This is a genomic window from Bacillus sp. 41-22, from assembly GCF_025809295.1.
Classification (GTDB): Bacteria; Bacillota; Bacilli; order Bacillales; family Bacillaceae_G; genus Bacillus_A; species Bacillus_A mycoides.
On sequence record NZ_CP084035.1, the window covers coordinates 4,583,245 to 4,606,214 of the forward strand.

Annotated in this window: 30 protein-coding genes and 1 pseudogene; 16 read left to right on the forward strand and 15 right to left on the reverse strand. The window is 35.0% G+C overall.

The features are described 5' to 3' along the window. Positions 1-40 precede the first annotated feature (40 nt). Complete coding sequence (locus LCF45_RS23530; protein ID WP_063226023.1) at positions 41-2,068, forward strand: catalase; 2,028 nt, start codon at positions 41-43, stop codon at positions 2,066-2,068. A gap of 21 nt (positions 2,069-2,089) precedes the next feature. Further along, positions 2,090-2,899 (forward strand): alpha/beta fold hydrolase, encoded by an 810-nt coding sequence (locus tag LCF45_RS23535; RefSeq protein WP_263894317.1) that lies wholly within the window; start codon positions 2,090-2,092, stop codon positions 2,897-2,899. A gap of 49 nt (positions 2,900-2,948) precedes the next feature. Here LCF45_RS23535 and LCF45_RS23540 read toward each other — a convergent pair whose 3' ends face one another. Together LCF45_RS23540 and LCF45_RS23545 are read right to left on the reverse strand one after the other, a co-directional pair. Next, positions 2,949-3,173, reverse strand: coding sequence for a peptide ABC transporter permease (locus LCF45_RS23540; protein ID WP_254841661.1), 225 nt, complete (start codon positions 3,171-3,173; stop codon positions 2,949-2,951). A 212-nt stretch (positions 3,174-3,385) separates the two neighbouring features. Further along, complete coding sequence (locus tag LCF45_RS23545; RefSeq protein ID WP_002129556.1) at positions 3,386-5,452, reverse strand: LTA synthase family protein; 2,067 nt, start codon at positions 5,450-5,452, stop codon at positions 3,386-3,388. A 290-nt stretch (positions 5,453-5,742) separates the two neighbouring features. Here LCF45_RS23545 and LCF45_RS23550 point away from each other — a divergent pair, with 290 nt between their 5' ends. Next, complete coding sequence (locus LCF45_RS23550; RefSeq protein WP_078203699.1) at positions 5,743-6,996, forward strand: glycosyltransferase family 39 protein; 1,254 nt, start codon at positions 5,743-5,745, stop codon at positions 6,994-6,996. Between the two features lie 41 nt (positions 6,997-7,037). Here the strand turns inward: LCF45_RS23550 and LCF45_RS23555 are convergent, their stop codons facing one another. From LCF45_RS23555 to LCF45_RS23565, 3 genes are all read right to left on the reverse strand, one after another. Further along, positions 7,038-7,661, reverse strand: a complete 624-nt coding sequence (locus LCF45_RS23555; protein WP_263894318.1) for a YwbE family protein — start codon at positions 7,659-7,661, stop codon at positions 7,038-7,040. 193 nt (positions 7,662-7,854) lie between these two features. Next, positions 7,855-8,142 carry a hypothetical protein gene (locus tag LCF45_RS23560; RefSeq protein WP_048517045.1) on the reverse strand — a complete coding sequence of 96 codons (288 nt, stop codon included), beginning with the start codon at positions 8,140-8,142 and terminating at the stop codon, positions 7,855-7,857. Further along, entirely contained in the window at positions 8,097-8,393 is a 297-nt protein-coding gene (locus tag LCF45_RS23565) for a DUF3986 family protein (RefSeq protein ID WP_002129563.1), read from the reverse strand. The genes LCF45_RS23560 and LCF45_RS23565 overlap by 46 nt, the downstream gene beginning before the upstream one ends. Before the next feature lie 120 nt (positions 8,394-8,513). Between LCF45_RS23565 and LCF45_RS23570 the strand changes: the two genes are divergently transcribed. From LCF45_RS23570 to LCF45_RS23580, 3 genes are read left to right on the forward strand one after another with little or no spacing between them, the layout of a single operon-like run. Continuing rightward, complete coding sequence (locus tag LCF45_RS23570; RefSeq protein WP_002089139.1) at positions 8,514-9,521, forward strand: ABC transporter substrate-binding protein; 1,008 nt, start codon at positions 8,514-8,516, stop codon at positions 9,519-9,521. 11 nt (positions 9,522-9,532) lie between these two features. Then, a complete protein-coding gene (locus tag LCF45_RS23575; protein ID WP_263894319.1) occupies positions 9,533-10,297 on the forward strand; it encodes an ABC transporter ATP-binding protein in 765 nt (254 codons plus the stop codon). Next, positions 10,290-11,096, forward strand: coding sequence for an ABC transporter permease (locus LCF45_RS23580; RefSeq protein WP_002129566.1), 807 nt, complete (start codon positions 10,290-10,292; stop codon positions 11,094-11,096). Before LCF45_RS23575 ends, LCF45_RS23580 begins: the two co-directional genes overlap by 8 nt. 34 nt (positions 11,097-11,130) lie before the next feature. Here LCF45_RS23580 and LCF45_RS23585 read toward each other — a convergent pair whose 3' ends face one another. Together LCF45_RS23585 and LCF45_RS23590 are read right to left on the reverse strand one after the other, a co-directional pair. Next, positions 11,131-11,358, reverse strand: coding sequence for a hypothetical protein (locus LCF45_RS23585; RefSeq protein WP_002129567.1), 228 nt, complete (start codon positions 11,356-11,358; stop codon positions 11,131-11,133). Positions 11,359-11,583: 225 nt separating this feature from the next. After that, positions 11,584-12,702: a hypothetical protein gene (locus LCF45_RS23590; protein ID WP_002129569.1), complete on the reverse strand. Its 1,119-nt coding sequence runs from the start codon at positions 12,700-12,702 to the stop codon at positions 11,584-11,586. 93 nt (positions 12,703-12,795) lie between these two features. Here LCF45_RS23590 and LCF45_RS23595 point away from each other — a divergent pair, with 93 nt between their 5' ends. Next, on the forward strand, positions 12,796-13,470 hold the full coding sequence (locus LCF45_RS23595; RefSeq protein WP_002129571.1) for an HAD family hydrolase: 675 nt from the start codon (positions 12,796-12,798) through the stop codon (positions 13,468-13,470). 89 nt (positions 13,471-13,559) lie between these two features. Here LCF45_RS23595 and LCF45_RS23600 read toward each other — a convergent pair whose 3' ends face one another. From LCF45_RS23600 to LCF45_RS23610, 3 genes are all read right to left on the reverse strand, one after another. Further along, complete coding sequence (locus tag LCF45_RS23600) at positions 13,560-14,096, reverse strand: DUF3267 domain-containing protein (protein ID WP_263894320.1); 537 nt, start codon at positions 14,094-14,096, stop codon at positions 13,560-13,562. A 108-nt stretch (positions 14,097-14,204) separates the two neighbouring features. Further along, positions 14,205-14,684: an antimutator 8-oxo-(dGTP/GTP)ase gene (gene mutTA / locus LCF45_RS23605; protein WP_002015736.1), complete on the reverse strand. Its 480-nt coding sequence runs from the start codon at positions 14,682-14,684 to the stop codon at positions 14,205-14,207. An 84-nt stretch (positions 14,685-14,768) separates the two neighbouring features. Further along, positions 14,769-15,086: a hypothetical protein gene (locus tag LCF45_RS23610; RefSeq protein ID WP_002089150.1), complete on the reverse strand. Its 318-nt coding sequence runs from the start codon at positions 15,084-15,086 to the stop codon at positions 14,769-14,771. A gap of 83 nt (positions 15,087-15,169) precedes the next feature. On the opposite strand from LCF45_RS23610, the gene ytzI reads away from it, so the two are divergent. The 6 genes and pseudogenes from ytzI (at position 15,170) to LCF45_RS23635 (ending at position 16,854) form a co-directional block, all read left to right on the forward strand. Then, positions 15,170-15,319 (forward strand): YtzI protein, encoded by a 150-nt coding sequence (ytzI, locus tag LCF45_RS23615; protein WP_002129575.1) that lies wholly within the window; start codon positions 15,170-15,172, stop codon positions 15,317-15,319. Further along, positions 15,312-15,542 (forward strand): DUF3953 domain-containing protein, encoded by a 231-nt coding sequence (locus LCF45_RS23620; protein ID WP_048517047.1) that lies wholly within the window; start codon positions 15,312-15,314, stop codon positions 15,540-15,542. Before ytzI ends, LCF45_RS23620 begins: the two co-directional genes overlap by 8 nt. Before the next feature lie 13 nt (positions 15,543-15,555). Next, entirely contained in the window at positions 15,556-15,786 is a 231-nt protein-coding gene (locus LCF45_RS23625) for a DUF3953 domain-containing protein (protein ID WP_002089156.1), read from the forward strand. Between the two features lie 340 nt (positions 15,787-16,126). Continuing rightward, the gene (locus LCF45_RS23630; RefSeq protein ID WP_002129577.1) at positions 16,127-16,360 is read left to right on the forward strand and encodes a hypothetical protein; all 234 of its coding nucleotides are present in this window, start codon (positions 16,127-16,129) and stop codon (positions 16,358-16,360) included. A gap of 29 nt (positions 16,361-16,389) precedes the next feature. Beyond that, a pseudogene (locus LCF45_RS27090) lies at positions 16,390-16,612 on the forward strand (hypothetical protein). 11 nt (positions 16,613-16,623) lie between these two features. Continuing rightward, positions 16,624-16,854, forward strand: coding sequence for a YczI family protein (locus LCF45_RS23635; RefSeq protein WP_063226026.1), 231 nt, complete (start codon positions 16,624-16,626; stop codon positions 16,852-16,854). A gap of 27 nt (positions 16,855-16,881) precedes the next feature. Here LCF45_RS23635 and LCF45_RS23640 read toward each other — a convergent pair whose 3' ends face one another. The 4 genes from LCF45_RS23640 to luxS all read right to left on the reverse strand — a co-directional run bounded on the left by LCF45_RS23640 (position 16,882) and on the right by luxS (position 19,361). Beyond that, positions 16,882-17,196: a DMT family transporter gene (locus tag LCF45_RS23640; RefSeq protein ID WP_002129581.1), complete on the reverse strand. Its 315-nt coding sequence runs from the start codon at positions 17,194-17,196 to the stop codon at positions 16,882-16,884. A gap of 1 nt (position 17,197) precedes the next feature. Further along, complete coding sequence (locus LCF45_RS23645; protein WP_002129582.1) at positions 17,198-17,893, reverse strand: DMT family transporter; 696 nt, start codon at positions 17,891-17,893, stop codon at positions 17,198-17,200. Continuing rightward, positions 17,890-18,651 (reverse strand): MerR family transcriptional regulator, encoded by a 762-nt coding sequence (locus tag LCF45_RS23650; RefSeq protein WP_098632321.1) that lies wholly within the window; start codon positions 18,649-18,651, stop codon positions 17,890-17,892. Before LCF45_RS23650 ends, LCF45_RS23645 begins: the two co-directional genes overlap by 4 nt. A gap of 236 nt (positions 18,652-18,887) precedes the next feature. Continuing rightward, the gene (luxS, locus tag LCF45_RS23655; protein ID WP_001141371.1) at positions 18,888-19,361 is read right to left on the reverse strand and encodes an S-ribosylhomocysteine lyase LuxS; all 474 of its coding nucleotides are present in this window, start codon (positions 19,359-19,361) and stop codon (positions 18,888-18,890) included. A 128-nt stretch (positions 19,362-19,489) separates the two neighbouring features. On the opposite strand from luxS, the gene yidD reads away from it, so the two are divergent. After that, positions 19,490-19,726 carry a membrane protein insertion efficiency factor YidD gene (gene yidD / locus LCF45_RS23660; RefSeq protein ID WP_002112460.1) on the forward strand — a complete coding sequence of 79 codons (237 nt, stop codon included), beginning with the start codon at positions 19,490-19,492 and terminating at the stop codon, positions 19,724-19,726. On the opposite strand, the gene LCF45_RS23665 is transcribed toward yidD, so the two are convergent. After that, entirely contained in the window at positions 19,723-20,286 is a 564-nt protein-coding gene (locus tag LCF45_RS23665; protein ID WP_263894321.1) for a beta-class carbonic anhydrase, read from the reverse strand. The two genes, yidD and LCF45_RS23665, sit on opposite strands and share 4 nt — an antisense overlap. Before the next feature lie 223 nt (positions 20,287-20,509). Here LCF45_RS23665 and cydA point away from each other — a divergent pair, with 223 nt between their 5' ends. Both cydA and cydB read left to right on the forward strand, forming a co-directional pair. Then, positions 20,510-21,859, forward strand: coding sequence for a cytochrome ubiquinol oxidase subunit I (gene cydA, locus LCF45_RS23670; protein WP_002129584.1), 1,350 nt, complete (start codon positions 20,510-20,512; stop codon positions 21,857-21,859). Continuing rightward, the gene (gene cydB / locus LCF45_RS23675) at positions 21,849-22,877 is read left to right on the forward strand and encodes a cytochrome d ubiquinol oxidase subunit II (protein WP_002129586.1); all 1,029 of its coding nucleotides are present in this window, start codon (positions 21,849-21,851) and stop codon (positions 22,875-22,877) included. Before cydA ends, cydB begins: the two co-directional genes overlap by 11 nt. Positions 22,878-22,970: the final 93 nt, after the last annotated feature.

The following is a 22,970-nucleotide window of genomic DNA, read 5'->3' on the forward strand; positions in this document are numbered from 1 at the left end:
ACCATGAACAATAATACGTATAATATGGGAGGTGCTTTATATGGACGGTCGTGAAAATAAGAAGATAGAACAGTTACAATCCTTTACGAAAAACAATGAAGGAAAAGAGATGACAACGAATACGGGTGTCAAAATTTCAAATGATGAAAACTCTTTAACCGCCGGCGATCGTGGTCCTACACTTTTAGAAGATTTCCTGATGCGAGAAAAACTCGCTCATTTTGACCGTGAACGAATTCCTGAAAGAGTCGTTCATGCCCGCGGTTACGGAGCACATGGTGTTTTTGAGCTATATGATTCTTTAGAAGACTTAACAATGGCTCATTTTTTACAAGACCCATCTAAAAAGACACCTATTTTTATTCGTTTTTCTGAAGTTGCTGGATCAAAAGGTGCAAATGAAACGAACCGAGATGTACGAGGATTCGCTGTTAAGTTTTATACAGAAGAAGGAAATTTCGATTTAGTGGGTAATAACATTCCGATTTTCTTCATTCAAGATGGTATTAAATTTCCGGATCTTATTCATGCTCTTAAACCAGAGCCACATAATGAGATTCCCCAAGGACAAACAGCACACGATACTTTTTGGGACTTTATCGCCAATAATCAAGAATCAGCTGCGATGATGATGTGGATTATGTCGGATCGCACAATTCCGAGAAGTTTTCGAATGATGCAAGGGTTCGGCGTTCATACATTTCGTTTAGTTAATAAACATGGGAAGTCACGATTCGTAAAATTCCACTGGAAGCCAAAGCTTGGCGTTCACTCGTTAATTTGGGATGAAGCTCAAAAACTAGGCGGCGCTGATCCAGATTATCATCGCCGTGATTTATGGGAAAATATTAATGCCGGAAACTACCCTGAGTACGAACTTGGCGTTCAAATTTTAGAAGAAGAGGATGAATTTAAATACGATTTCGATATATTAGATGCAACAAAAATTTGGCCGGAAGAAGACTTCCCTGTTAAGATCATCGGAAAAATGACGTTAAACCGAAACGTTGATAACGTATTTGCGGAAACAGAACAAGTCGCACTGCACCCTGGAAGCATCGTCCGCGGTATCGATTTTACAAATGATCCTCTCTTACAAGGTAGACTCTTTTCTTATACAGATACACAATTAGCACGCGTCGGTACAAACTATCAAGAGTTACCGATTAATCGTCCGGTATGTCCTTTTCATAACAATCAAAGAGATGGTGCGTCTAAATATATAATTGATAAAGGAAAAGTCGCTTACCATAATAACTCTTTAGCTAATAACTCTCCCTTTACTGTACCTGGTACGAAAGGCGGTTTCGTTACATATCCTTCTACTGTTTCTGGACATAAAACAAGAGAAACAGCCGCTAGTTTTAAAGACCATTTCTCACAAGCCCGTTTATTTTGGAATAGTATGAGCCACGTCGAAAAAATCCATATTATGCAGGCCTTTTCCTTTGAATTAGGAAAAGTAAAAAGTAAATCAGTTCGCCAACAAGTCGTAGGTATGATTGGTCATATAAGTACAGAATTAGCTACTTTAGTAGCTGAAGCAGTCGGGGCAACAGTGCCAAATGTTCAAGAATCAAATGTTACAAAATCCTCACCAGCACTAAGTATGGAACATACAACATTCAGCCCAAATACATTACGAGTAGGCGTCATTGTCGCAAACGGATATGACGGTCAAAACGCACAATATATTATAAATCAATTCAAACAAGCCGGTCTTCAGCCCGTTATTATTTCCGAACGATTAGGTTTTGTGCAAGGCTCTCAAAATGGACAGTGGGAAGTGAATGATACTTTCTTAACAGGATCACCACTTCTTTATGATGGGCTACTTCTTATTGGCGGAAATATTAATGATCATTTTCTTAACAAGGCAAGTTCATTCGTCGTAGAATCGTATAATCACTTTAAGCCAATTGGCGCTTTCCAAAATGGAACTACTATTGTTCAATCTTTAAACATCGAAGGAAAACCTGGCGTTATAACAGAACAAGATCCTATCTTACTTGCGAATGAATTTATTCAGGCAATGACAAAACAGCGATTTTGGGAGAGAGCCTACTAAAATGCATGAGGAGGATACATCATGTTCGTTACAGTGGAAAAAGATGTACACATTTTTGTTGAGGATATTAACCCAGGCCCTGGAAGTAAACCTGTCTTCTTCGTTCATGGCTGGCCTTTAAATCATCAAATGTACCAATATCAATTTAATATCTTACCACAACATGGTTTCCGCTGCATCGCCATGGATATACGAGGAAACGGACAGTCTGATAAACCATGGACTGGTTACACTTATGATCGTTTAGCTGATGATATCGCAATTGTATTAGATGCACTTCAAATAGAAAATGCTACGTTAGTCGGCTTCTCAGTCGGTGGCGCTCTCTCTATTCGGTATATGTCACGATATAATGGGCGTCGTATTTCCAAACTTGCATTAGTGGATGCTGTCTCTCCTTCTTTCGTGAAAAACCAAGAATCCCCTTACGGCGTACCGAAAGAACAAGCAGATGCTCTGATTGCTCAAATGTATGTAAATTTACCTAAGTTTCTAAGTGATGTATCTTTATCATTTTTTAATAGAAACTTAGGCGCTGCCACGTTAGAATGGTTTTCTTATCTCGGTATGCAGTCCGCTTCTTATGCTCTCATCAAAATTTTGCAAGCTGCTGCAAACGAAGACGTAACGAAAGACTTAAGTAAAATTAACGCCCCAACAAAAATATTCCACGGTGTTCACGACCAACTCATCCCTTATAAAAGTGCTGAGCTAACAAAAGAGCGAATTAAAAACTCTGAACTATATCCTCTTACAAATAGTGGCCACGGCTCTCCAATCGATCAAGCGGATGAATTAAATAAGGAACTGATAAAATTTTTAAATTCATAGTTCCTTTACAGTAAAAAAAGAATTTGCCCTTACGGCAAATTCTTTTTTCTTAACTACCTTTTGCACGAGCAAATTCCACATATGACTTATTCTTCTCTTCCATTAAAAATAAAACGATAATGCGGAAAAAATGAAGAGTTGGAACAATAGTCATACAAAGAATAGATAAAAAATAAACACGCTTATCGTTAAACGCATAAATACTAACAACTCGAAATCCTGTTTGTTTATAAATCCATAAAACAAATAATTGCAAACTAAAAATTAATAACAAATCTGGAACTGATTCTATTAAAATTAAACAAATTGTCCAATTATATACTAGATGAAAAATTCACATACTTCTCACAAATCAATTATTAAAACGACTCTATTTTAATATATACTAAATGTACAAGTAATACTCCCTAAACCTAGCTTGTCTGGTTATCCCGTTAAATACTATGAAAAAAGAACTTGTATCGTATACAAGTTCTTTTTTGTCGCCTATTTAAATAATATATCCTTACTATATTGCTTTCCGATGAGTAAGTCATATTGAATAAACTCATATTGCTTTAACATTTCTTTTTGTTTTTCTGTTAAACTTTTTATTGCTTCTCCGTCTTTTCCTATCTTCAATTCATCACGAAGTACGGGAATTTCTCCATATAACTTCGATAAAAATTGATAGAACGGTACCTTATTTAATCCAGCATAATCAAAGACAAGATTTGAAAAATAGATTGGACTTACTAAACCTAAATTGTCATTTGGCATATCAAAATTTGCATACATTAATAACGGCGTTTGCGCCATCGCTAATCGTTCACTTGGCGTTTTTTCATTTGTTATATAACCAGTCTCTTTATAAAGAGATTTATTTGTTCCTAGTGATGGGAGATGGTCCCCAAAGAATACTAATAATGTAGGTCTATCTAAATTATCTAGCTCCTCTATTAAATATTGAAGAGCTTCATCTGAACGTCTTAACCCTTCTGTATAAGTCTCTAATTCAGCCTTCGACTCTTCATTTTCTAATCCACTAATCTCTATTTGATTTTCACCAAATCTTCCTTCTGTAAATGGAAAATGATTTTGCATCGTAACTGCATGAACAAACGTAGGTTTCTTTTGCTTCTCTAATTCAGCTATTATCTCTTTACTCATAGATAGATCGCTAATATAATCTCCATCAACTTCTACATTTTCCATCGTATCTTGTGCATTAAACTTATCAAATCCTAACACTTTATATACATCATCCCGTTTAAAGAATGAGCGACCGAACGAATGAATTGCACTTGTATAATACCCTTCTTTTTTCAATGCTCGAGGAATTGATGGAATTTCTTTCTTATTTGTAACGACTTGCTGATATGGTATAGAGCCTGGTTTTAACAAACTCATTGAATAACTCGTTAATGCCTCAAATTCAACGTTTGCAGTATTTCCTCCAAATGCAGGAGAAATAGTTTGTCCACCAGGAAAACTTTCTATATAATGATGCAAATTAGGTAAAGGATCTTCACTAAAGGACAGGTTCGTTAACTTCGTTGGATCCCAAAACGATTCACTCATTACAAAAATAATATTCGGTTTCTCTTTTTGCTTCTGCGCCCCTATATTGCTACTATATTGTTTCTTTATATCGTTTGCTATTTGAAGCATATTTTCTTTTGAATAATCTTTCGGCTTTTCAATGACTGTCGTATCTAAATTACTTATAAATCCTAGCACAAAACCATTTGAAGCATAATTTTCATTTTGATTCCACAAAACGAACTCTATACCTGACTTTTGAAACCATTTATTCATAAACGTATTCGTAAAATTACCATACACATATAAAATAAAAACGGATCCTATTATAAATAGAACTCGTACGCCTGCATGAACTTTTACATTTTGAATATACTTCCTCACATACATACCCGCCAAAATACAGACAACAACACTTACAATAACGAGAAGAATATAACCCCAACTAAAATAATCCATCACCATTGGTATAACAGATTGCATATGTCCAATCTGTGTAAAATCAGAAGGATATAGTGGGTCTCCCCTAAAAACAATTTTGAAGTGATTTACAATAACCAAAATGATTAGCAAAATGCTTGTCAAAATAGTACTCAAAAAAACTTTCCCAAGCACGTTATACACCAAAACATATATCGCATAAATTACAATTAAACTAAATATAAACTGTGCGTTATAATTGTAAATCCAATTCAGTGTATTTACGAGATTCATATTATTTTGCGTGAAGATAAAAAGCAAAGTAACCACATGCGCTACTAAAAACATTCTAATATAAATCCTAATAATCCGTTTAAATTTATTAACAATATCTTTATTCAAATGCGCAACATACAATAGTACAACCCACATCAAAATTGTCATTATACTTAAAACAATTTTTTGATTTAACATATCTTTCATCGCATCTAAACTAAAATATTTTAAAATCAAGAAAAGTGTGGGTACAATATATAAGGTTACTAAACCACTTAAAACCGCCGAAATTAATATACTTCTTCTTGGCTGATGAAATGAATAATTATCCCTCAATTCACTCCCTCTTTTCTGTTTATTAATTTCACCCCGCACCGTAAAAACAGTTTCTATTAAGATAACATACTTCATGCATTTCGTCTTCACACTGGATTCTACTATAACTGTAGTTTCTTAATTCTCCCTTAATCAACAGTTAATTTTGGAATACCAACTATCCCTTCTAAAAAAACTAAATTCCTTCATTCCACTTTATGATATAATAACTATGTTTTGGAAAACCTTAATGCTATTAGGGTTTTATCATGAAAATAAGAAAGAATTAATAAAAAAGGAGCTGCTCATTTTTGTTAAATAAGTTTAAAAATTTGCCTAAAGCGGTATATGTAATTTTGGCGCTTTCTTTCCTGTTGCACGTTTTTTGTCTAGTAAAACAACCAGGATTAAATGGAGAGGTAGTCAAAGTAACATATGGTGCAAATGATGCGTTCAACTATTCGTTAACAGCTGAACAGTTACTAAAACACGGTGTCTTCGGATATGTTTATTTGGAGCCTAGTGAAGTTCCTGGAAAAAATGCATACATCACACCAGGTCAGCCGCTATTATTAGCTGGCGCTATGATTATTTCTGATGTTACATCACTTCCTTACTATTACGTGGCAACTGTTATTAATATGATACTGAACCTCGGCACAGTGTTATTAGTATTCTTAATAGGGAAAGAGTTATTTGAAAAGAATATTTATGGAATTGTCGCAAGTATTTTATATGCTATTTATCCAAGTAACTATACATACTTCCGTACATTACTAACAGAAGTTCCTTCAATATTCTTATTATCGTTAAGCGTGTATGTATTTGTTCTCGCATGGAAATACAATAAAGCAAAATTCCATATATGGTTTGGAATTGTTGTTTCCATTTTACTTATGTTCCGCCCAAATCCAGCTCCAATGATGCTCATTCCTGTTCTTGTCGTCTTGTTCACATATGGATTTAAAGAATCAATTCGAATTGGATTATTATGGCTCATTGGCCCGTTCTTTATTATCGGTGCCTGGGTTGTTCGTAACTATTTAGCGTTCAATCAATTTATTTTATTCTCAACCCAAGGTGCGGACCCATTAATTGCCGGTGCAGATCCATTTAACAAAATTGGCTATGAAAATGTAGTTAACCAAATGAAAGCCCAGGGCTTAGATGATAAAAATGCATATGCAAAAGATTTAATCAAAAATGGATTTAAAACGGACTTCACATATTGGTTCTCTTGGTTCACTGTCGGTAAAACAATTGAGTTATTCAAAACAGCTCCTGCTGTAGACCAATACCATATTCATAAATTTATGCAAATGTGTCATAGAGTCTTCATCATAGGCACATTCTTGAGCAGTTTCTGTTTCATGCTAAATTCATTTAAGCATAAGCGCGTTATGATGCTAGTAGCAAGTTCTGTTATTTACATCATCTTCTCAAACTTATTCTTAGCAATTAATCGCTACGGATTTTTCATTAACCCTCTTATGTGCTTAATTCTTGCATATGGGTTAGTTTACGCTGTGCAGAAGCTTCCATTTTTCCGCACTAGCCAAGCATAATAAAAAAGAGGTCGTCCAAAGATGGACGACCTCTTTTTTATTTATCCAACACTTTGAACACGGCCAATTTGTCCATCTTGTAATCGAACTTTAATTCCGTACGTATGTGTTTCTGTATTTGTTAAAATATCTTTCACAACACCACCCACTGTTTTACTATAATCTTTATCCAATTGAATAACTACATGTGAACCAACCGAAATTTGTGATCTTGTCGGTTTCCCACCTGTTGCTTCTGTTGTTTTTTCTTGTTTCTGTGTTCTCTCTTGTTGCGCCGACTGCTGTTGCTGAATCTTCTGTTGCTCTTCTTGCTTACGCTTCTCTTCCTCTACTCTTCTTTGTTGCTCTTCTTGCTTACGTTTTTCTTCCTCTACTCTTTGTTGCTCTTCCTGCTTACGTTTTTCTTCCTCTACTCTTTGTTGCTCTTCCTGCTTACGTTTTTCTTCCTCTACTCTTTGCTGCTCTTCCTGCTTACGTTTTTCTTCCTCTTCCTTTTGCTGCTCTTCTTGTTTGCTTTCCTCTTCTACCTTCTTATCTTCTTCAACTTTCTTCTCATCTATTTTCTGTTCTTCCGCTACCTTCAGCTTTTCCTCTTCATCTTTACAAGCTGTTAAAACAACTACACATAAGCCCGTAAGTAAAAATAATAATAATTTTTTTAACATTAAAAAATCCTCCTATATATACATTACAAATAATGACCTTTAATAGAATAACAAATATGTATGAATCCCTTTGTCGTAATTTGTCGTATATATTGGATTTTCCATGTAACACTACATACTCCAAATAGAGAAGAACCTGTCGTGTGACAGGTTCTTCTCGTTATTTATTAGGATACGATGATTAGCATGTTTACTATACAAGAGGAAGCATCCATATTTTCCATATGATACTTACGATTACTATAAGTACAAAATCAAACAAATCTAATCTCGGACCCTTTTTCATAGTCATGTCTAGCCACATATAAATCCATTTCATTTCCTTATATTTATGAATATTTTTCTTTGCGAATCGGTAAGTAAGCACTTGCATGATGTAAATTCCAATTACGCAAATAAGCAATAAGATGAGAAATTCAAATACAAAATTCCTCCCTATTTTTGAAGCGTTCTTTCTACTATACGGTTCTTCAAAACCCATTCCTCAAACTGAGCACTTCCAAATTCCCAGCTCAAATCACGAGCATGTACAGAAAAAACGTAATAACCGGCATATTCGTCCATAAACACCCCTGCCCCTACATCATCTTTTTGAATACCGTATACTCCAAAATTAAAATACACATCCCACACGTCTTCATGCTTCCTCTTATAAGCAATCGATTCCATATCACATTCAGTTCCGAAATAATCAAGATGTAAATGTACGCTATCATCGTATTCGTAATCCATTTTATCACCCCTTATATTTGTACTTCTTTACTAACCAAAAAATTCCTGCTATATATACTCACATATGGGCACTTACCTACATATTATGCTTGTAGATTGACTTCTAGGAGGTGTCATATAGTGAAAAAATTAATAACCGTTTTTTGCATCATGTTACTAGCTGTTTTCACATTCGCTGCTTGTAGTAGTACAAAGGAAAGTACGAAAGAACAAGCTCAAAAAATTCGCGTTGGCGAAGTTACACACTCTCTTTTCTACGCACCATTATATGTTGGAATTGAAAAAGGATTTTTTAAAGATGAAGGCTTAAATATTGACTTACAAACAACAGCTGGCGGAGATAAAACGATGACCACCCTTTTATCTGGCGGAATTGATATTGCTCTCGTTGGTTCAGAAACGTCTATTTATGTTCATCAACAAGGAGCAAAAGATCCTGTCATTAATTTTGCACAGCTTACACAAACAGATGGCACATTTTTAGTTTCCCGTAAAAAATTAGACTCTTTTAATTGGAACGACGTAAAAGGCGTTACGTTTTTAGGACAGCGTAAAGGCGGCATGCCGCAAATGGTTGGTGAATACGTTTTAAAGAAAAATGGCATTGACCCTCGCAAAGATACGAACTTAATTCAAAATATCGAGTTTGCTAATATTGCAAATGCCTTTGCATCTGGTACGGGAGAATTTGTACAGCTCTTTGAACCGACTGCAAGTATACTTGAAAAAGAAGGAAAAGGTTATATCGTCGCGTCTTTCGGAGCTGAATCTGGTACTGTCCCTTATACAACGTTTATGGCAAAAGAAAGTTTCTTAAAGAAAGATAAAGCTGCTGCTGAAAAATTCACGCGCGCACTATATAAAGCGCAGCAATGGGTTGATACACATAGTCCAGAAGAGATTGCCGATGCCGTTTCACCACTATTTAAAGACACTTCAAAAGACATTTCAGTAAAAGTAATTGAGCGCTACAAAAAACAACATTCTTATGCGACAAATCCATTATTAGATGATGCAGAATGGAAACAACTCCAAACGATTATGAAAGAATCTGGTGAATTACAAAAAGAAGTTCCACATGAAGCGCTCGTCAATACAAAAATTGCCGAAAGCGTTATTAAGAAATAGAGGCGAAGTGTATGAGCTTTTTACAAATACGTAACGTTTCTCACTGCTTTTTTGCAAAAGAAAATGCCAAACTTATTCTTGAAGATATGAGTTTGCAAGTAGACGAAGGCGAATTTATTTCAATCCTTGGTCCAAGTGGTTGCGGAAAAACAACGCTCCTCTCCATCATCGCAGGTCTACTCGATCCAATTGAAGGTATCGTATTTTTAGATGGTGAACCGATTGCAAGTAAGACCCCCTCTATGGGCTATATGCTCCAGCAAGATTACTTGTTTCCGTGGAAAACAATTGAAGAAAATATTATGCTCGGACTTCATATTCGGAAGGTTTATGATGAAAATACGAAAGAACATACATTAAAGCTTTTAAAACAAGTCGGCCTATATGATATAGAACAGCAATACCCTCGTGAACTATCCGGTGGTATGCGCCAACGTGCTGCACTCGTTCGAACATTAGCGACCGACCCAAAAATTTTATTGTTAGATGAACCATTTTCCGCTCTTGATTATCAAACAAAATTAAAACTAGAAGATCTCGTCTTCACATTACTACGTAACTATAAGAAAACATCCCTACTTGTGACACATGATATTGAAGAAGCAATTGCGATGAGTGATCGTATTTATTTACTGCAGGCGAACCCTGGAAAAATCGCAAAAACATTCATCGTCCCAGAAAGTATCCGTTCCTTATCGCCGTTAGAAGCACGCCACCACCATGACTTCCCATCCCTCTTCCAAGAAATATGGAAGGAGCTGGAACGACTTGGATAATATAAAACAACTACATGAACAGTTTCGAAAAAAAGAAAGACAACATGCATGGTTAGCTCGCTCTTTACAACTTGTACTTCTTGTTCTTTTCTTTGCACTATGGGAAATAGCTAGTAAAAAAGAATGGATTGATCCTTTACTCTTTAGTTCTCCTTCAAGTATTTGGGATCTCTTTTTAACGAAATGGATTGACGGTTCACTTTTGGTCCACATATGGACGACATTACTTGAAACAGGAGTAGGTTTTATTCTCGGAACTGTACTTGGAGCTATTATTGCTACTCTCCTTTGGTGGATGCCACTTTTGGCCCGCGTACTTGATCCTTATCTCGTCGTCCTAAATGCAATGCCAAAAGTTGCACTCGGTCCAATCATCATTGTTATTTTCGGTCCAAATATTTCATCCTCTATCGCAATGGGGGTAATCATCTCTATCATCATTACCATTCTCGTTATTTACAGCGCATTTCAAGAAGTCGATTCCAACTATATTAAGGTCATGGACACATTTGGCGCAAATAAATGGCAATGCTATAAGCACGTTATTCTCCCTTCATCTTTCCCTGCAATTATTTCAACGTTAAAAGTGAATGTTGGCTTATCATGGGTCGGTGTTATTTTCGGGGAACTCCTCGTTTCTAAACAAGGACTTGGCTATTTAATTAGCTACGGATTCCAAGTCTTTAACTTCACACTCGTCTTGCTCAGTGTATTGCTCACTTGCGTCCTCGCAACTCTTATGTATGTATTTGTCGAGGCATTTGAAAAACTCCTTATTGGAAAACGAAAAAAAAGCTGACTTAGAGCGATATGCTAGAGTCAGCTTCTTTCTCTTACCTTTTATCACACATTTTCGAATCGTCTGCAATATTCCCATTAGCAACCGTAACTGTATGGAAACAATCTTTCACACGCACCGTAACGACATTATCTTTTCGATCAATAATATGATAATCATTAAACTCTTTATTTAATGCACTACGAATTTGCTCCCCTTCAAAAATCGGAAAACCGTGAGACATTACCCAAATGAGACCAGCAACAGCAAGAATCGTTTTCATACGTTTCATTACCTCCTCGAGAGTAAACTTATAGCCCCTATACTATGCGCATTATAATTGTGTCTAATTTGTGACGTTTTTATACTAATTCTATTTTAATGATTCAGTTCCTTCTTCTTTTTTAAAAAAGACAGAATTTTCAATTTTATCAACATGAAGAAACGCAAAGAACTACAATTCTTCACGTTTTCCCTTGGCTAAAATATATCGAACACATAATTCGCATTAGTGTCCACTTGGTTGTTCCATCGTTTTCGACACATTATATAACCCAGCTAACACTTCCGCTCTCATTTTTACAAGCTCGGAGAATTGATAGAAGAAGGCAATTTTTTTATATTTTAATTCTGTTCCTTCTTTCACCTTTTTTGAATCTTGTAAAATAAACGCTGTAAATGTATCCGCAATATCCTCTGCTACATTTGTCGTCCCATACAGTGAAACAAACTCACCATGCTTTTCCTTAAAAAATTCAATTTGAGCTTCTTCGCTTTCTTCCACTTTCTTTTCTGTCCACTCCTGGTCAATTGGTTTCCAGAAAGAATTATAAAATTGATTTATATAAGAGCTCTCCTTCGCACATCCTTCTTGTAAGAAAAGAGATTTACATTTATTTTGGTATGATGAAATATCTTTATCTTCTTCAAAAGCCTTTAAGTACTTTTCATTTACTGGTATTTGTTTATGTCCCAGTGTCAATACGTGAGCCGTCTCATGTATTAATGTTTTCATCACTTGATCGATATTTACTGCAGAATCAAGCGTATCTAAGCTAATGGTCCACTCTTTCGGATACTCCATACTCGGCATAACATGAGCGACAATTCCATCGTATCCATCTGTTACCATATCAAACTCTTTTATGTCAGTGCGATACTTAGCAGGAATAAGCGTGCTATACATCTCCCATAACGATTCATGATAATCCCTATCTTGACGTTGCTTTAATACTTCTTCTTTCGCGTCCTTATCCTCCGCAAAAGCCTTATTCAATCGTTTGCGATCTAGTTTATCGAAATAAGGATCTACAATTTCATCACCATCAATATAATAAGAAGCTAAAAAGAAATAATTTTCATCATCCTTTTTTTTCATTTCTGCTTCTTTCATATCGTTACTTGAATGTCCTTCTAAATCATAATCCTCTAGTACTTCAAGTTCTGAAAGTCCATCTATCTTTTTATATACTTTTTGAAGTGTTTTATCACCTATTTGTGTGCATTCTTCTGTCGTTTCGCACACATCTTTTTTCTCTCTTTTCGAAGTTTGCTCCGACATATCACATCCAGCTACTAAGCCCATTGAAATCATAAAACACATTAACTTGCCATACAGTTTCTTCATACGCCCCTCCATTATTCCATTCTACAAAAATATCATAATCATTTTTTAACGAATATGCGATAATTAATTATAAAAACTGTATGGAGGTTTCCCATGATTCGAGCAGTCTTATTTGACTTAGATGGAACACTATTAGATCGTCGTCAATCTTTAGAGCAATTTATTCGTGATCAATATAATCGCTTCGCCTTTCATTTGATAAACATAGAAAAATTCGAGTATTGCTCTCGTTTTCTCGAACTCGACAATAATGGTTACACGTGGAAAGATAAGGTATATTCCACTCTCCTTTGCGAATACAACATTACCACTTTAACGCAAGAGCAACTGCTGCACGACTACATTACAAACTTCCAACATCATTGTATTCCTTTCCAAAACATGCATGAACTACTTCAACAATTAAAACAGCGAAACATTAAAATTGGTATTATTACAAACGGCTTTACTAAATTTCAGATGAGCAACCTTCGAGCACTAAACATACATACGTATACAAACACAATTTTCATTTCAGAAGCAGAAGGAATTAAAAAACCACATCCTGAGATTTTCGAACGAGCTTTGCAAAAGCTAAATGTTAAAGCAGAAGAATGCCTTTACGTTGGAGACCATCCAGAAAATGATGTGCTTGCTTCTGAACAAGTAGGGATTCTTGGCGTTTGGAAGAGAGATTTATTTTGGGGTGACTTTGAACATTCACGTGTGGTGGATGATTTATTAGAGGTGCTTTCGTTTTTAGAGGTGGAGGTAAAAACAATACAATAGTAAATAAATTATATCAGCGATTTTTGAAATATATCGATTTACCAACAAAAAAAGGAGGCCGTTGTTCAAAAACGCCTCCTCTTCCTTTATTATTCATATACTGTAAACTGCGGTTTACTCGGATGATCTTTAACTAGCGCATCATCTGGAAAATTTGAAACTTTTTTATATAAAGCAATGTCACCGATACAACCTGCTGTTAGTAGAATTCCTAAAAATGAGAGTGGCTCCAGATTCATAGCTAATCCCAATACAATTGGTAAAATTCCAGTTGGTAAAAACGGAAGCATTAACACTGTCTTCATTTGCTTTACTGTAATCACCTGTTTAGAATGAGCATATGCAGCACCTAATTTCCAATTGACGCCCCATTTTAGTTCACTCCACGGAACACCTCCGATATAACGAAATCCAATTAAATGTATTGCCTCATGAATACAAACGAGAATAATCATTCCAATAATCAAAAGAAACATAATCGGCAATGTAATTTCAATTTGAAACTCACCTGAAAAAAGCGCATGTAAATAACCAATTCCAATCGCCAGAGCAAATATTATAAAAAATGAATAAACATTTAATTTAACCATTGAAACAGAGACAGTTGTTTCTTTCCTGTTATCCACCTTTTCACCTCCTAAAATGTAAATATATCTTTACAAAATTGTATAATATACCCAAAATAATATAAAGATATATTTACATTTTGAACATAAAAAAAGAAACCGGCCATTTTACTTCGTAAAACAGCCGATTTCTTCTATATGTTTCATCGTACGCGCTAATACATCATCGCGCATAATAAAGCTAAATTTTCTATCAGTTTTAATATTATCAGGAATGTCTTTTAATAACACAGACCCTTTCGTTTCTTCGTAATGCGTATGTTGCTCTACCGCACTAATTGTTGCAAAATAAATGTTTTTAATGATTATTTTGTCTTTTCCGGATACTTTGTATTGCCCTAAGTAAGTTAAATCAGAAACTATGCCGCCGGTTTCCTCATGAACTTCTCGAACTGCCGCTTCTTCCGGTGTTTCCCCGAGTTCTACTTTACCACCTGGAAATTCAAGACCACGGCGTAAATGATGCGTTAATAACCATTGATCCCCGTACCGGCATACAACCCAAACATGCTTTGGCTCAGGAGAAAATGGGTAACGTTCAAACGATAATTGTACAGTGTTGTGGTAATAATCTTTAAATTTGTACATGCCATTACTCCCCTATTGATGATTACAAGTTTTTCCTACCACAAATTGTAGCATATTCTCGCTTTTCTGCATAATATTATCCAATTACAATCCATTGATTATTCCCATTTGTGCGACTAATTCTTTCGTTTCATGATTCCCTAGATCATAAATCATTTTATATGCTTTTTGTAGTTGTTCATCATATCGATCATTATTCGAATCGTGATGATACTCAACGAATGGAACGTGAGAGCGTACATACGAACCTAAGTCCTCTTCATAAGCTTGATCAAAATACTCTCTTAACTCCGTAATCTCTTCGTCATTTGCATAAATTTCAAAATTATACGTATCCGCCGTCTTCACTTGCGAAATTTGACCATTTCCAACTGATATATAATATGTTTTTTTATTCTCCATGTAACACCCTTCTTTCATCCTTTTAATTTCTATTGTTTTCATCAATTACAAAATTATGTAAAATAAAGAAAAGGAGGGATTTCATGCTCAAAATATTAATTATCGGCATTATAATCGTACTGATCGTATTGGTACTCTCCGTTATGACGATTAATAAAGGCTATTCTTACAAACATTCGATTGATAAACCAGAAGATAACCCTTATACAAAAAACAGTAAAGAGCATTCATAATATACTACGCATTTTAATCGCACTCAGTGTCATCATCATATCCGCTATTAGTTTACTGACAGGTCAAAATAACTTTCTACCACTTTCACAATTTCTATTAGGAGCTTTAATGTTTCTCATCGCAATTGAGCAAATAAAAAAGAAGGATTCAGGAACCGGATTTATTTGCATTGTTGCTGGTGCTTTCATTTGGCTTGTTTTTATCATTACCTACATAAAATAGAGGAGGGTCTTTTATGCTGAAAGGATTACGGATTACTTTATCACTTATTGCTTTATCTATAGCAATCTATAGCTTTTTTACTGGTAATAGGGAAATCATGCCTTATATGTTCATCTTTTTAGGGGGGATGGCTTTCATTATTAGTATAGAGGAAATCTTAAAACAGCAAAAAGGTGGTAGCATACTTGCTCTGTTAGCAGGAGCTGTTGCTTTATTTCTTGGCTTCTCAGAAATATTTCGATAAATAGTCTCTTTAAAGGAGGAATTCGATGCTAACTGGAATACGCTATTTTTTCATGCTTCTCACAATCTCTCTTTGCACTTATTCTCTTGCTACCGATAATTTCACACTTCTCCCATACATGCAATTTGCTCTCAGTTGTTTCTTTATTCTTCTAGGAATTAATGAACTGAAATCCGGAAGAAAATCAATGGGTATCTCGCATTTTTTCGTTTCTATTCTTATGCTCTTCATTGTAATATCGAACTACCTTCGTTACATGTAGAATGAAACTTTAAATACCAACTACGAACTGTTATTACATTGAAGGCTAATTTAAAACTACAAGAAGATAGGTGGTAGTATGCTAAAAACATTTCGCATCATATCCGCTCTTATTGTCATCTCTCTCGCTCTATATGGAATATCTACAAACCCGCTTGTTACGATGCCCTATATGCTTATTGCCTTATCTATTATGACTTTCATCATGAGCGCAGAAGAAAAACAGAAAGGAAAGAAAGTACATAGTACACTCTCCTTCTTTTCTGGCGTATTTACTTTAATCGTCGCTATTATAATTATTATCTCCAGGTAACTAACTCTTTCTACTTAAAAGGGGCTAAAATGCACATAAAACAAATACAACTAATCATCGTTTTTATTACTTTGATTCTATGTTTATACAGTACATTTACAATGCCATACAAATCTTTTCACCTACCATTTGTATGGCATTTTAGTAGGAATTGAGACGATTCAAAAACAACAAAAACAAATTGGAGCTATTAGCATCGGTTTAAGTCTTTTTACGATTGTTTTTGTTATTCCATTTATACTGTTCTTCTAAAGGAGGATTTCATGTTAAAAAACATTCGAATTATAATAGCGACTATCGCTCTTATTCTCGCCCTATTTAGCCTCTTTTCAAACTTCTCTATGCTTTTACCATTCGTATTTATCCTTTTAAGTATTATGTTTATCCTTTTTGGAATTGATGAAATAAAAGAGCGGCAAAAAGCAAAAGTATTTGTTTATTTTCTCGGTTCTGCCTTTATTTTATATGTTGGAGTGTCTAGTCTACTTTCATAAAAAAAGAAGAGCAGATTTTGCTCTTCTTTAACTCACTACTTTCAATCCAATAATCGTCCCCATAATCCCAACGATACAAATAATCCGAAAAGCGTTTTTAGGTTCTTGAAAGAATAAAATACCGACAACTGCTGCCCCGAGCGTTCCGATTCCAGTCCAAACTGCATATGCGATGGATAACTGAATTTCTTGAAGCGCCATCGTTAAAAATTGAAAACTAATAATAAAACCACCTATTAAAATAATATTATTCGTCCAACTATTATTTTTTGCTACTTTCTTTATCCCAATTACACCGACAATTTCAAAGAGCCCAGCTATAATTAAATACATCCATGCCATTTTATTTCACCTCTTCCTTGTCGCCACTAAATTTCAATCCGATAATAAATAATGCTAATAAACAAACAAGAAAAATTTTAATAAACGAAAATGGCTCTTTAAAATATAAAATATCTACTACTATCGTTCCCACTGTCCCAATTCCAGTAAATACTGCATATGCCGTTCCAATTGGGATTCTTTTAGTTGCTTCAATTAATAGATGAAAGCTAGATAAAATTGCAATAAGTGTCAAAATACTCATCGAATTTGTTTTTAATCCTGTTGCCCAATATATTTCGATTAAGCCTCCAAATACTAAATACAGCCACGCCCTATTTGTACTAATCTCCTTTTTCTTTTTCACTTCTTCTTTTACCTCTTGTCGCATTTCTTGTTTTGAAGAGCTACGTTTCTTTTTCGGAAAAAGAATGTAAGACATCGCCCATATAAAATGAATCATAAGTACCGATGTCCAAACACTGACAATGGTATTAATAGTTTCATTTTTATAAAAGCCTATTTGTTTATTCAAAATCCATTCTTTCATATGAAGAATATAAGATCCACTTGGTAACTCTTGAGCTGGTACAAGCCCTATTACAAAAATAAATAAAAGCTGTGCAAGAATGAAAATGCTCACATGTTTATAAAAGTATTGCCGCTCTAATCGTGCGTGCTCCTTTCCATATAGCTTCTCTTTTTGCATAGCTGTCATTTATCTTCCTCCTTTTTCAAATAATACTCTACCATTTCATCTATATACTCCATTGTTTCCGAATCAAGTCCATATACTTTTGCAATCTCCCCCTCTTCAGGTCTAATTAATTCCCAATACTTATTTATTAATTGTTCATCCTCTTGAAATACGTGCATGGAAAAATCCACTACTTTTTCCGCCAATTGTTGAACTTCTGGTGAATCTACTGGTTCATTTATACGCTCACGAATTTCTCTTAATACTTGCAACCACTCTTTCGTTCTTTTATCGTTTTCTTCAAATGTTGGTAAGCCCTGAATAATCTGCTGCTCTTCCTCATTAAAATACCTTTTCCAAAATTTCTCCCTCTGATCAATTCCCTGTACGGATTTTATAAATAACATTAAATCCTCTGTTTTAAGCTCCCCTGTTAATTCAATGGAATGAAATGTTGTATATAATAGTTTTTCTAAGTCCTGTAATCTTTTTACTTCTGCTTGTATTGTTCGAATCTCATTTTGAATTGCACTTTTCCATCTTTCTTCTGAATTTCCCTTTTCCTCTTTTAACACTTTTTTTATTTCCGAAAGCTTAAAACCAAGCTTTTTAAACGTTGTTATTTGTTGCAATGTAATTACATCATCTTTTGAATAGTAACGATATCCTGACTCGGCAACGTACGACGGTTTTAATAATCCAATTTCCTCATAATATCTAAGTGTTCTCGTCGTTACATTCGTTTCTTTTGAAATTTGACCAATGCTATACTTATCCATCGTTTCCTCCTCACGCCTTATTTATCTTCACTATAAACTTTGACGTATACGTTAAAGTCAATACTCCATTCACACAAAAAACTCCTGTTTTTTAAACAGGAGCTCTCATTAATATATTCACCTACTGCCTTTCATTTCTTAAAAATGCTCATAAGTGAAACTCATTGTTTTTATATAAAATCTGTACCTTTCTCTTTTACAAATAAAAAAACTGCCCTTTCACAGGCAGTTTTTCTTTATCCAAATACTTTTTCAAGTTCATCTTTATCTTGGCTTAGCCAGAAGTTCATTAAGCGTTGTGCTCCTTCTAAGTCGTGAAGCTTCGCTTGGCCACATTGTGTTTCATTTGCAGCTGGAATTTCTGTAATTTGAACCGCATCTTTTAATGTTAGTTCTAATAAATCAATGATTTCTCGAACCGTCGGTGTTCCGCTTACTACAAGATAATATCCTGTTTGGCAACCCATTGGTGAAATATCGATAATATCAAAATGCGGATAACGATCAATATATTTACGTAAATTAAATGCTAATAAATGTTCTAACGTATGAATAACATCTGGTTTCATTGCTTGTTTATTCGGTTGGCAAAAACGAATATCGAATTTATTTACAATACCGTCGCTACCTACGTTGTGAACTCCGCAATGTCTTACATAAGGTGCCTTTACAATCGTATGATCTAATTCAAAGCTTTCTACTGATGGCATACAACATCTCTCCCGCTTTTAATTTAATTCCGTTATATCCAATATGATATAACGGAAATGCACATTAGTAAAGTATTATGTACTGTCGTGCTATAATACTTTAAGACTATGCTGAAAAGGAGACCATTATGAAACAGATTTTTATCGGTATTATACGCTTTTATCAAAAGTTCATTTCTCCGATGACACCGCCAACGTGCCGCTTTCATCCGACTTGCTCTCATTATGGATTAGAAGCGTTTCAAAAACACGGTGCCTTCAAAGGATTTTGGCTTACATGTAAGCGTATATTAAAATGTCACCCTTTCCATCCAGGAGGATTTGATCCTGTCCCAGATAAAAAGGATGACAAAGTAAATTCTTAATTGTCGTAACCATTTACAACTAAATCTAATTTTCCTGTGTCAGGATCTATAACAAGACCGTGAACAGGTACTTCTTCCGGAAGTAACGGATGGTTGCGGAGTATTGACACACTATGTTCTACACTTTCTTCTACACTAGAGAACCCTTGTAAGAATCTTTCTAAATCGATTCCAGAATAACGAAGTGTATCTAATTTCTCTTCTGTTACGCCGCGCTCTTTCATTTTTTCAATTGTACTGCTTGCTTGAATTTTTGCCATACCACAATCATGATGACCGACAACACATACTTCATCAGCTCCAAGCTCATATACAGCGACTAAAATACTACGCATAATACTTCCGAATGGATGTGAAATAACAGCGCCTGCTACTTTAATAATTTTCACATCACCGTTACGCATATTCATTGCTTTCGGTAATAATTCAACAAGACGAGTATCCATACAAGAGATAATTACCATTTTTTTATTTGGAAATTTTCCTGCTTCATACTCTTCGTATTTTTTCTCTTCAACGAATTTTTCATTGTATTGTAAAATCTCTTCTAATGACTTCATAGTAAAGAACCCTCTTTTCTCTCATTTACATTACATATGTAGTGTACCAAAATTTGAAAAACTCAAAAAGGATATTGCTTTATAGTAAAAATAGGATTTTTCAGATAATCGACATAATTCTTTCAAAATATACACACACCTTTGTAACAAGTCTCACATACTTTAAACGTTTTTTCACTATAAACTGATTGTAGATAATGTAAAAAAGGAGTGAATATTTATTATGTCCGACGTTCTGTTACTAAGTCGTTTTCAATTTGCAATTACTATTTTTTATCACTTTTTATTTGTACCTTTGACAATCGGACTTGTTATTTTAGTAGCATGTATGGAAACTCAATACGCCCGCACATTGAATCCAACATACCGCAAAATGGCAAATTTCTGGGGAAAACTTTTTACAATTAACTTCGTAATGGGGATTATAACTGGGATTACGATGGAATTCCAATTTGGAACAAACTGGTCTGAGTACTCCAAATATATGGGGGATATTTTCGGATCACCTCTCGCAATCGAAGCACTCGTTGCCTTCTTCTTAGAATCTACTTTCATGGGAATATGGTTATTCGGTAAAGACAAAATCTCACCAAAATTCCGTGCTTTCTGTATGTGGATGGTTGCACTTGGAACAAATATTTCTGCCCTTTGGATTATTACTGCAAACGGATTCATGCAAAATCCTGTTGGGTACGTAGTACGTAACGGCCGCGCTGAATTAAATGACTTCTGGGCACTTGTTACAAATCCATATGCATGGAATATGTTCTTCCACACTGTAATTGGTTGTTATATTGTCGGTGCTTTCTTCGTTATGGCAATTAGTGCATATCACTTACTACGTAAAAACGAAGTGGAATTCTTCAAAAAATCATTTAAATTTGGTTTAATGTTAGGTTTATTCGCCGCAACAATTACACCATTTATGGGCCATCAATCCGGTGTATCAGCTGCTAAATATCAACCAGCAAAAGGAGCTGCGATGGAAGCTGTTTGGGAAACCGGAAAAGGACAAGGCTTCTCAATCATTCAAATTCCTGATGTGAAAAATGAAAAAAACTTTGAACTACTTACTATTCCAAAGCTCGGAAGTTTCTTCTATACAAACTCATTTGATGGAGAAATTGTTGGTTTAAAAGATATTCCAAAAGAAGATCGTCCAAATGTTAACCTCGTGTACTATAGCTTCCGCTTAATGGTTGCACTTGGCATGTTCTTTATGGCATTAACTTGGTACGGTTTCTATTTAAACCGAAAAGGAAAACTAGAAAACTCAAAACGTTATTTAAAAATTACAATGTGGTCTGTTTTACTTCCATATATTGCAATTAATGCTGGCTGGATTGTCGCTGAAGTAGGTCGTCAACCGTGGACAGTTTATAAACTAATGCGTACAGCAGAATCCGTGTCACCTATATCAGTTCCACAAATTTGGTTCTCATTAATTAGTTTAATATTGTTCTACACTTTACTCTTAATTGCAGACGTATACTTAATGCTGAAGTTCGCGAAAAAAGGACCCGCTGCATTAGAAGAACCTGCTACTGAAGGAGGTGCGGCTCATGTCTCATGATATGCTTGCAATTATCTGGTTCGGTTTATGGGGCGTAATTTGGACAGTGTACTTCATTCTTGATGGCTACGCACTCGGTAACGGAATGATTTTCCCATTCGTTGCGAAAGACCGACAAGAACGAAATCAATTACAAGAAGCTATCGGCCCGTTCTGGGGTGGTAATGAAGTATGGTTAATTACAGCTGGTGGTGCAACATTTGCTGCCTTTCCAGTCACATATGCAAATATGTTTAGCTACCTATATACACCACTATTTTTAGTATTACTTGCACTATTTGCTCGTGCCGCTGGACTTGAATTTATGCATAAAGACGATTCACCAATTTGGCAAAAAACTTGTAAATGGGCATTTACAATTGGTAGTTTCCTAATCGCCTTCTTATTCGGTGTTACATTCGCTAACCTGTATTACGGGCTGCAAATCGGAAAAGATGGTTATGAAGGAACTTTACTTAGCTTACTAAACCATTATGGTATTTTAGGCGGTCTTTTCTTCACTGCTATATTCGTCGTATCTGGTGCCCTTTGGATTATGATTAAAACAACTGGCGAAGTATCTGATCGTGCTTATAAAATTGCAAGACCATTTTCAATGGCAGCTGCTATCATTTTAGCTATCTTCTATGTCGCAACTGCAAATCGTACAAATTTATTTCAAAACTTCACGGAATATCCTGTACTATTCATTCTTCCAGTACTTGCAATGTTAATGAGTGTACTCACACTTATTATGGTGTACAAACATAAAATCGGCCTTGCATTCACATTCGTTTGCTTAACAATCGCAATGTTTATGACAACTGGTTTTGCAGGTATGTTCCCAAGAATGTTACCATCTCGTATTAACGACGCTTATAGTACAACGTTATACAACGCAGCTGGTAGTCAATTAAATTTAAAAATTATGTTCTTCGTTGCAATCGTCATGGTACCAATCGTTATTGGATATCAGCTTTGGAGCTACAGCATATTTAAAAATAAAATTCATAAAGACTCTGCTAAAGGATATCACTAAAATAAAAAAGACACTTCGAGCGAAGTGTCTTTTTTATTTTACGTATGATTTTCGATAAGATGTTACATTTCTAATCTAACAACTATGATAAAG

Bases quoted from the DNA above. Each gene is read 5' to 3' on its own strand.
- LCF45_RS23530 (WP_063226023.1), top strand. From the start codon at position 41: ATGGACGGTCGTGAAAATAAGAAGATAGAACAGTTACAATCCTTTACG.
- LCF45_RS23535 (WP_263894317.1), top strand. From the start codon at position 2,090: ATGTTCGTTACAGTGGAAAAAGATGTACACATTTTTGTTGAGGATATT.
- LCF45_RS23555 (WP_263894318.1), bottom strand. From the start codon at position 7,661: ATGTTAAAAAAATTATTATTATTTTTACTTACGGGCTTATGTGTAGTT.
- LCF45_RS23560 (WP_048517045.1), bottom strand. From the start codon at position 8,142: ATGGGTTTTGAAGAACCGTATAGTAGAAAGAACGCTTCAAAAATAGGG.
- LCF45_RS23565 (WP_002129563.1), bottom strand. From the start codon at position 8,393: ATGGATTACGAATACGATGATAGCGTACATTTACATCTTGATTATTTC.
- LCF45_RS23575 (WP_263894319.1), top strand. From the start codon at position 9,533: ATGAGCTTTTTACAAATACGTAACGTTTCTCACTGCTTTTTTGCAAAA.
- LCF45_RS23585 (WP_002129567.1), bottom strand. From the start codon at position 11,358: ATGAAAACGATTCTTGCTGTTGCTGGTCTCATTTGGGTAATGTCTCAC.
- LCF45_RS23590 (WP_002129569.1), bottom strand. From the start codon at position 12,702: ATGAAGAAACTGTATGGCAAGTTAATGTGTTTTATGATTTCAATGGGC.
- LCF45_RS23595 (WP_002129571.1), top strand. From the start codon at position 12,796: ATGATTCGAGCAGTCTTATTTGACTTAGATGGAACACTATTAGATCGT.
- mutTA (WP_002015736.1), bottom strand. From the start codon at position 14,684: ATGTACAAATTTAAAGATTATTACCACAACACTGTACAATTATCGTTT.
- LCF45_RS23610 (WP_002089150.1), bottom strand. From the start codon at position 15,086: ATGGAGAATAAAAAAACATATTATATATCAGTTGGAAATGGTCAAATT.
- ytzI (WP_002129575.1), top strand. From the start codon at position 15,170: ATGCTCAAAATATTAATTATCGGCATTATAATCGTACTGATCGTATTG.
- LCF45_RS23625 (WP_002089156.1), top strand. From the start codon at position 15,556: ATGCTGAAAGGATTACGGATTACTTTATCACTTATTGCTTTATCTATA.
- LCF45_RS23630 (WP_002129577.1), top strand. From the start codon at position 16,127: ATGCTAAAAACATTTCGCATCATATCCGCTCTTATTGTCATCTCTCTC.
- LCF45_RS23635 (WP_063226026.1), top strand. From the start codon at position 16,624: ATGTTAAAAAACATTCGAATTATAATAGCGACTATCGCTCTTATTCTC.
- LCF45_RS23640 (WP_002129581.1), bottom strand. From the start codon at position 17,196: ATGGCATGGATGTATTTAATTATAGCTGGGCTCTTTGAAATTGTCGGT.
- LCF45_RS23645 (WP_002129582.1), bottom strand. From the start codon at position 17,893: ATGACAGCTATGCAAAAAGAGAAGCTATATGGAAAGGAGCACGCACGA.
- LCF45_RS23650 (WP_098632321.1), bottom strand. From the start codon at position 18,651: ATGGATAAGTATAGCATTGGTCAAATTTCAAAAGAAACGAATGTAACG.
- luxS (WP_001141371.1), bottom strand. From the start codon at position 19,361: ATGCCATCAGTAGAAAGCTTTGAATTAGATCATACGATTGTAAAGGCA.
- yidD (WP_002112460.1), top strand. From the start codon at position 19,490: ATGAAACAGATTTTTATCGGTATTATACGCTTTTATCAAAAGTTCATT.
- LCF45_RS23665 (WP_263894321.1), bottom strand. From the start codon at position 20,286: ATGAAGTCATTAGAAGAGATTTTACAATACAATGAAAAATTCGTTGAA.
- cydA (WP_002129584.1), top strand. From the start codon at position 20,510: ATGTCCGACGTTCTGTTACTAAGTCGTTTTCAATTTGCAATTACTATT.
- cydB (WP_002129586.1), top strand. From the start codon at position 21,849: ATGTCTCATGATATGCTTGCAATTATCTGGTTCGGTTTATGGGGCGTA.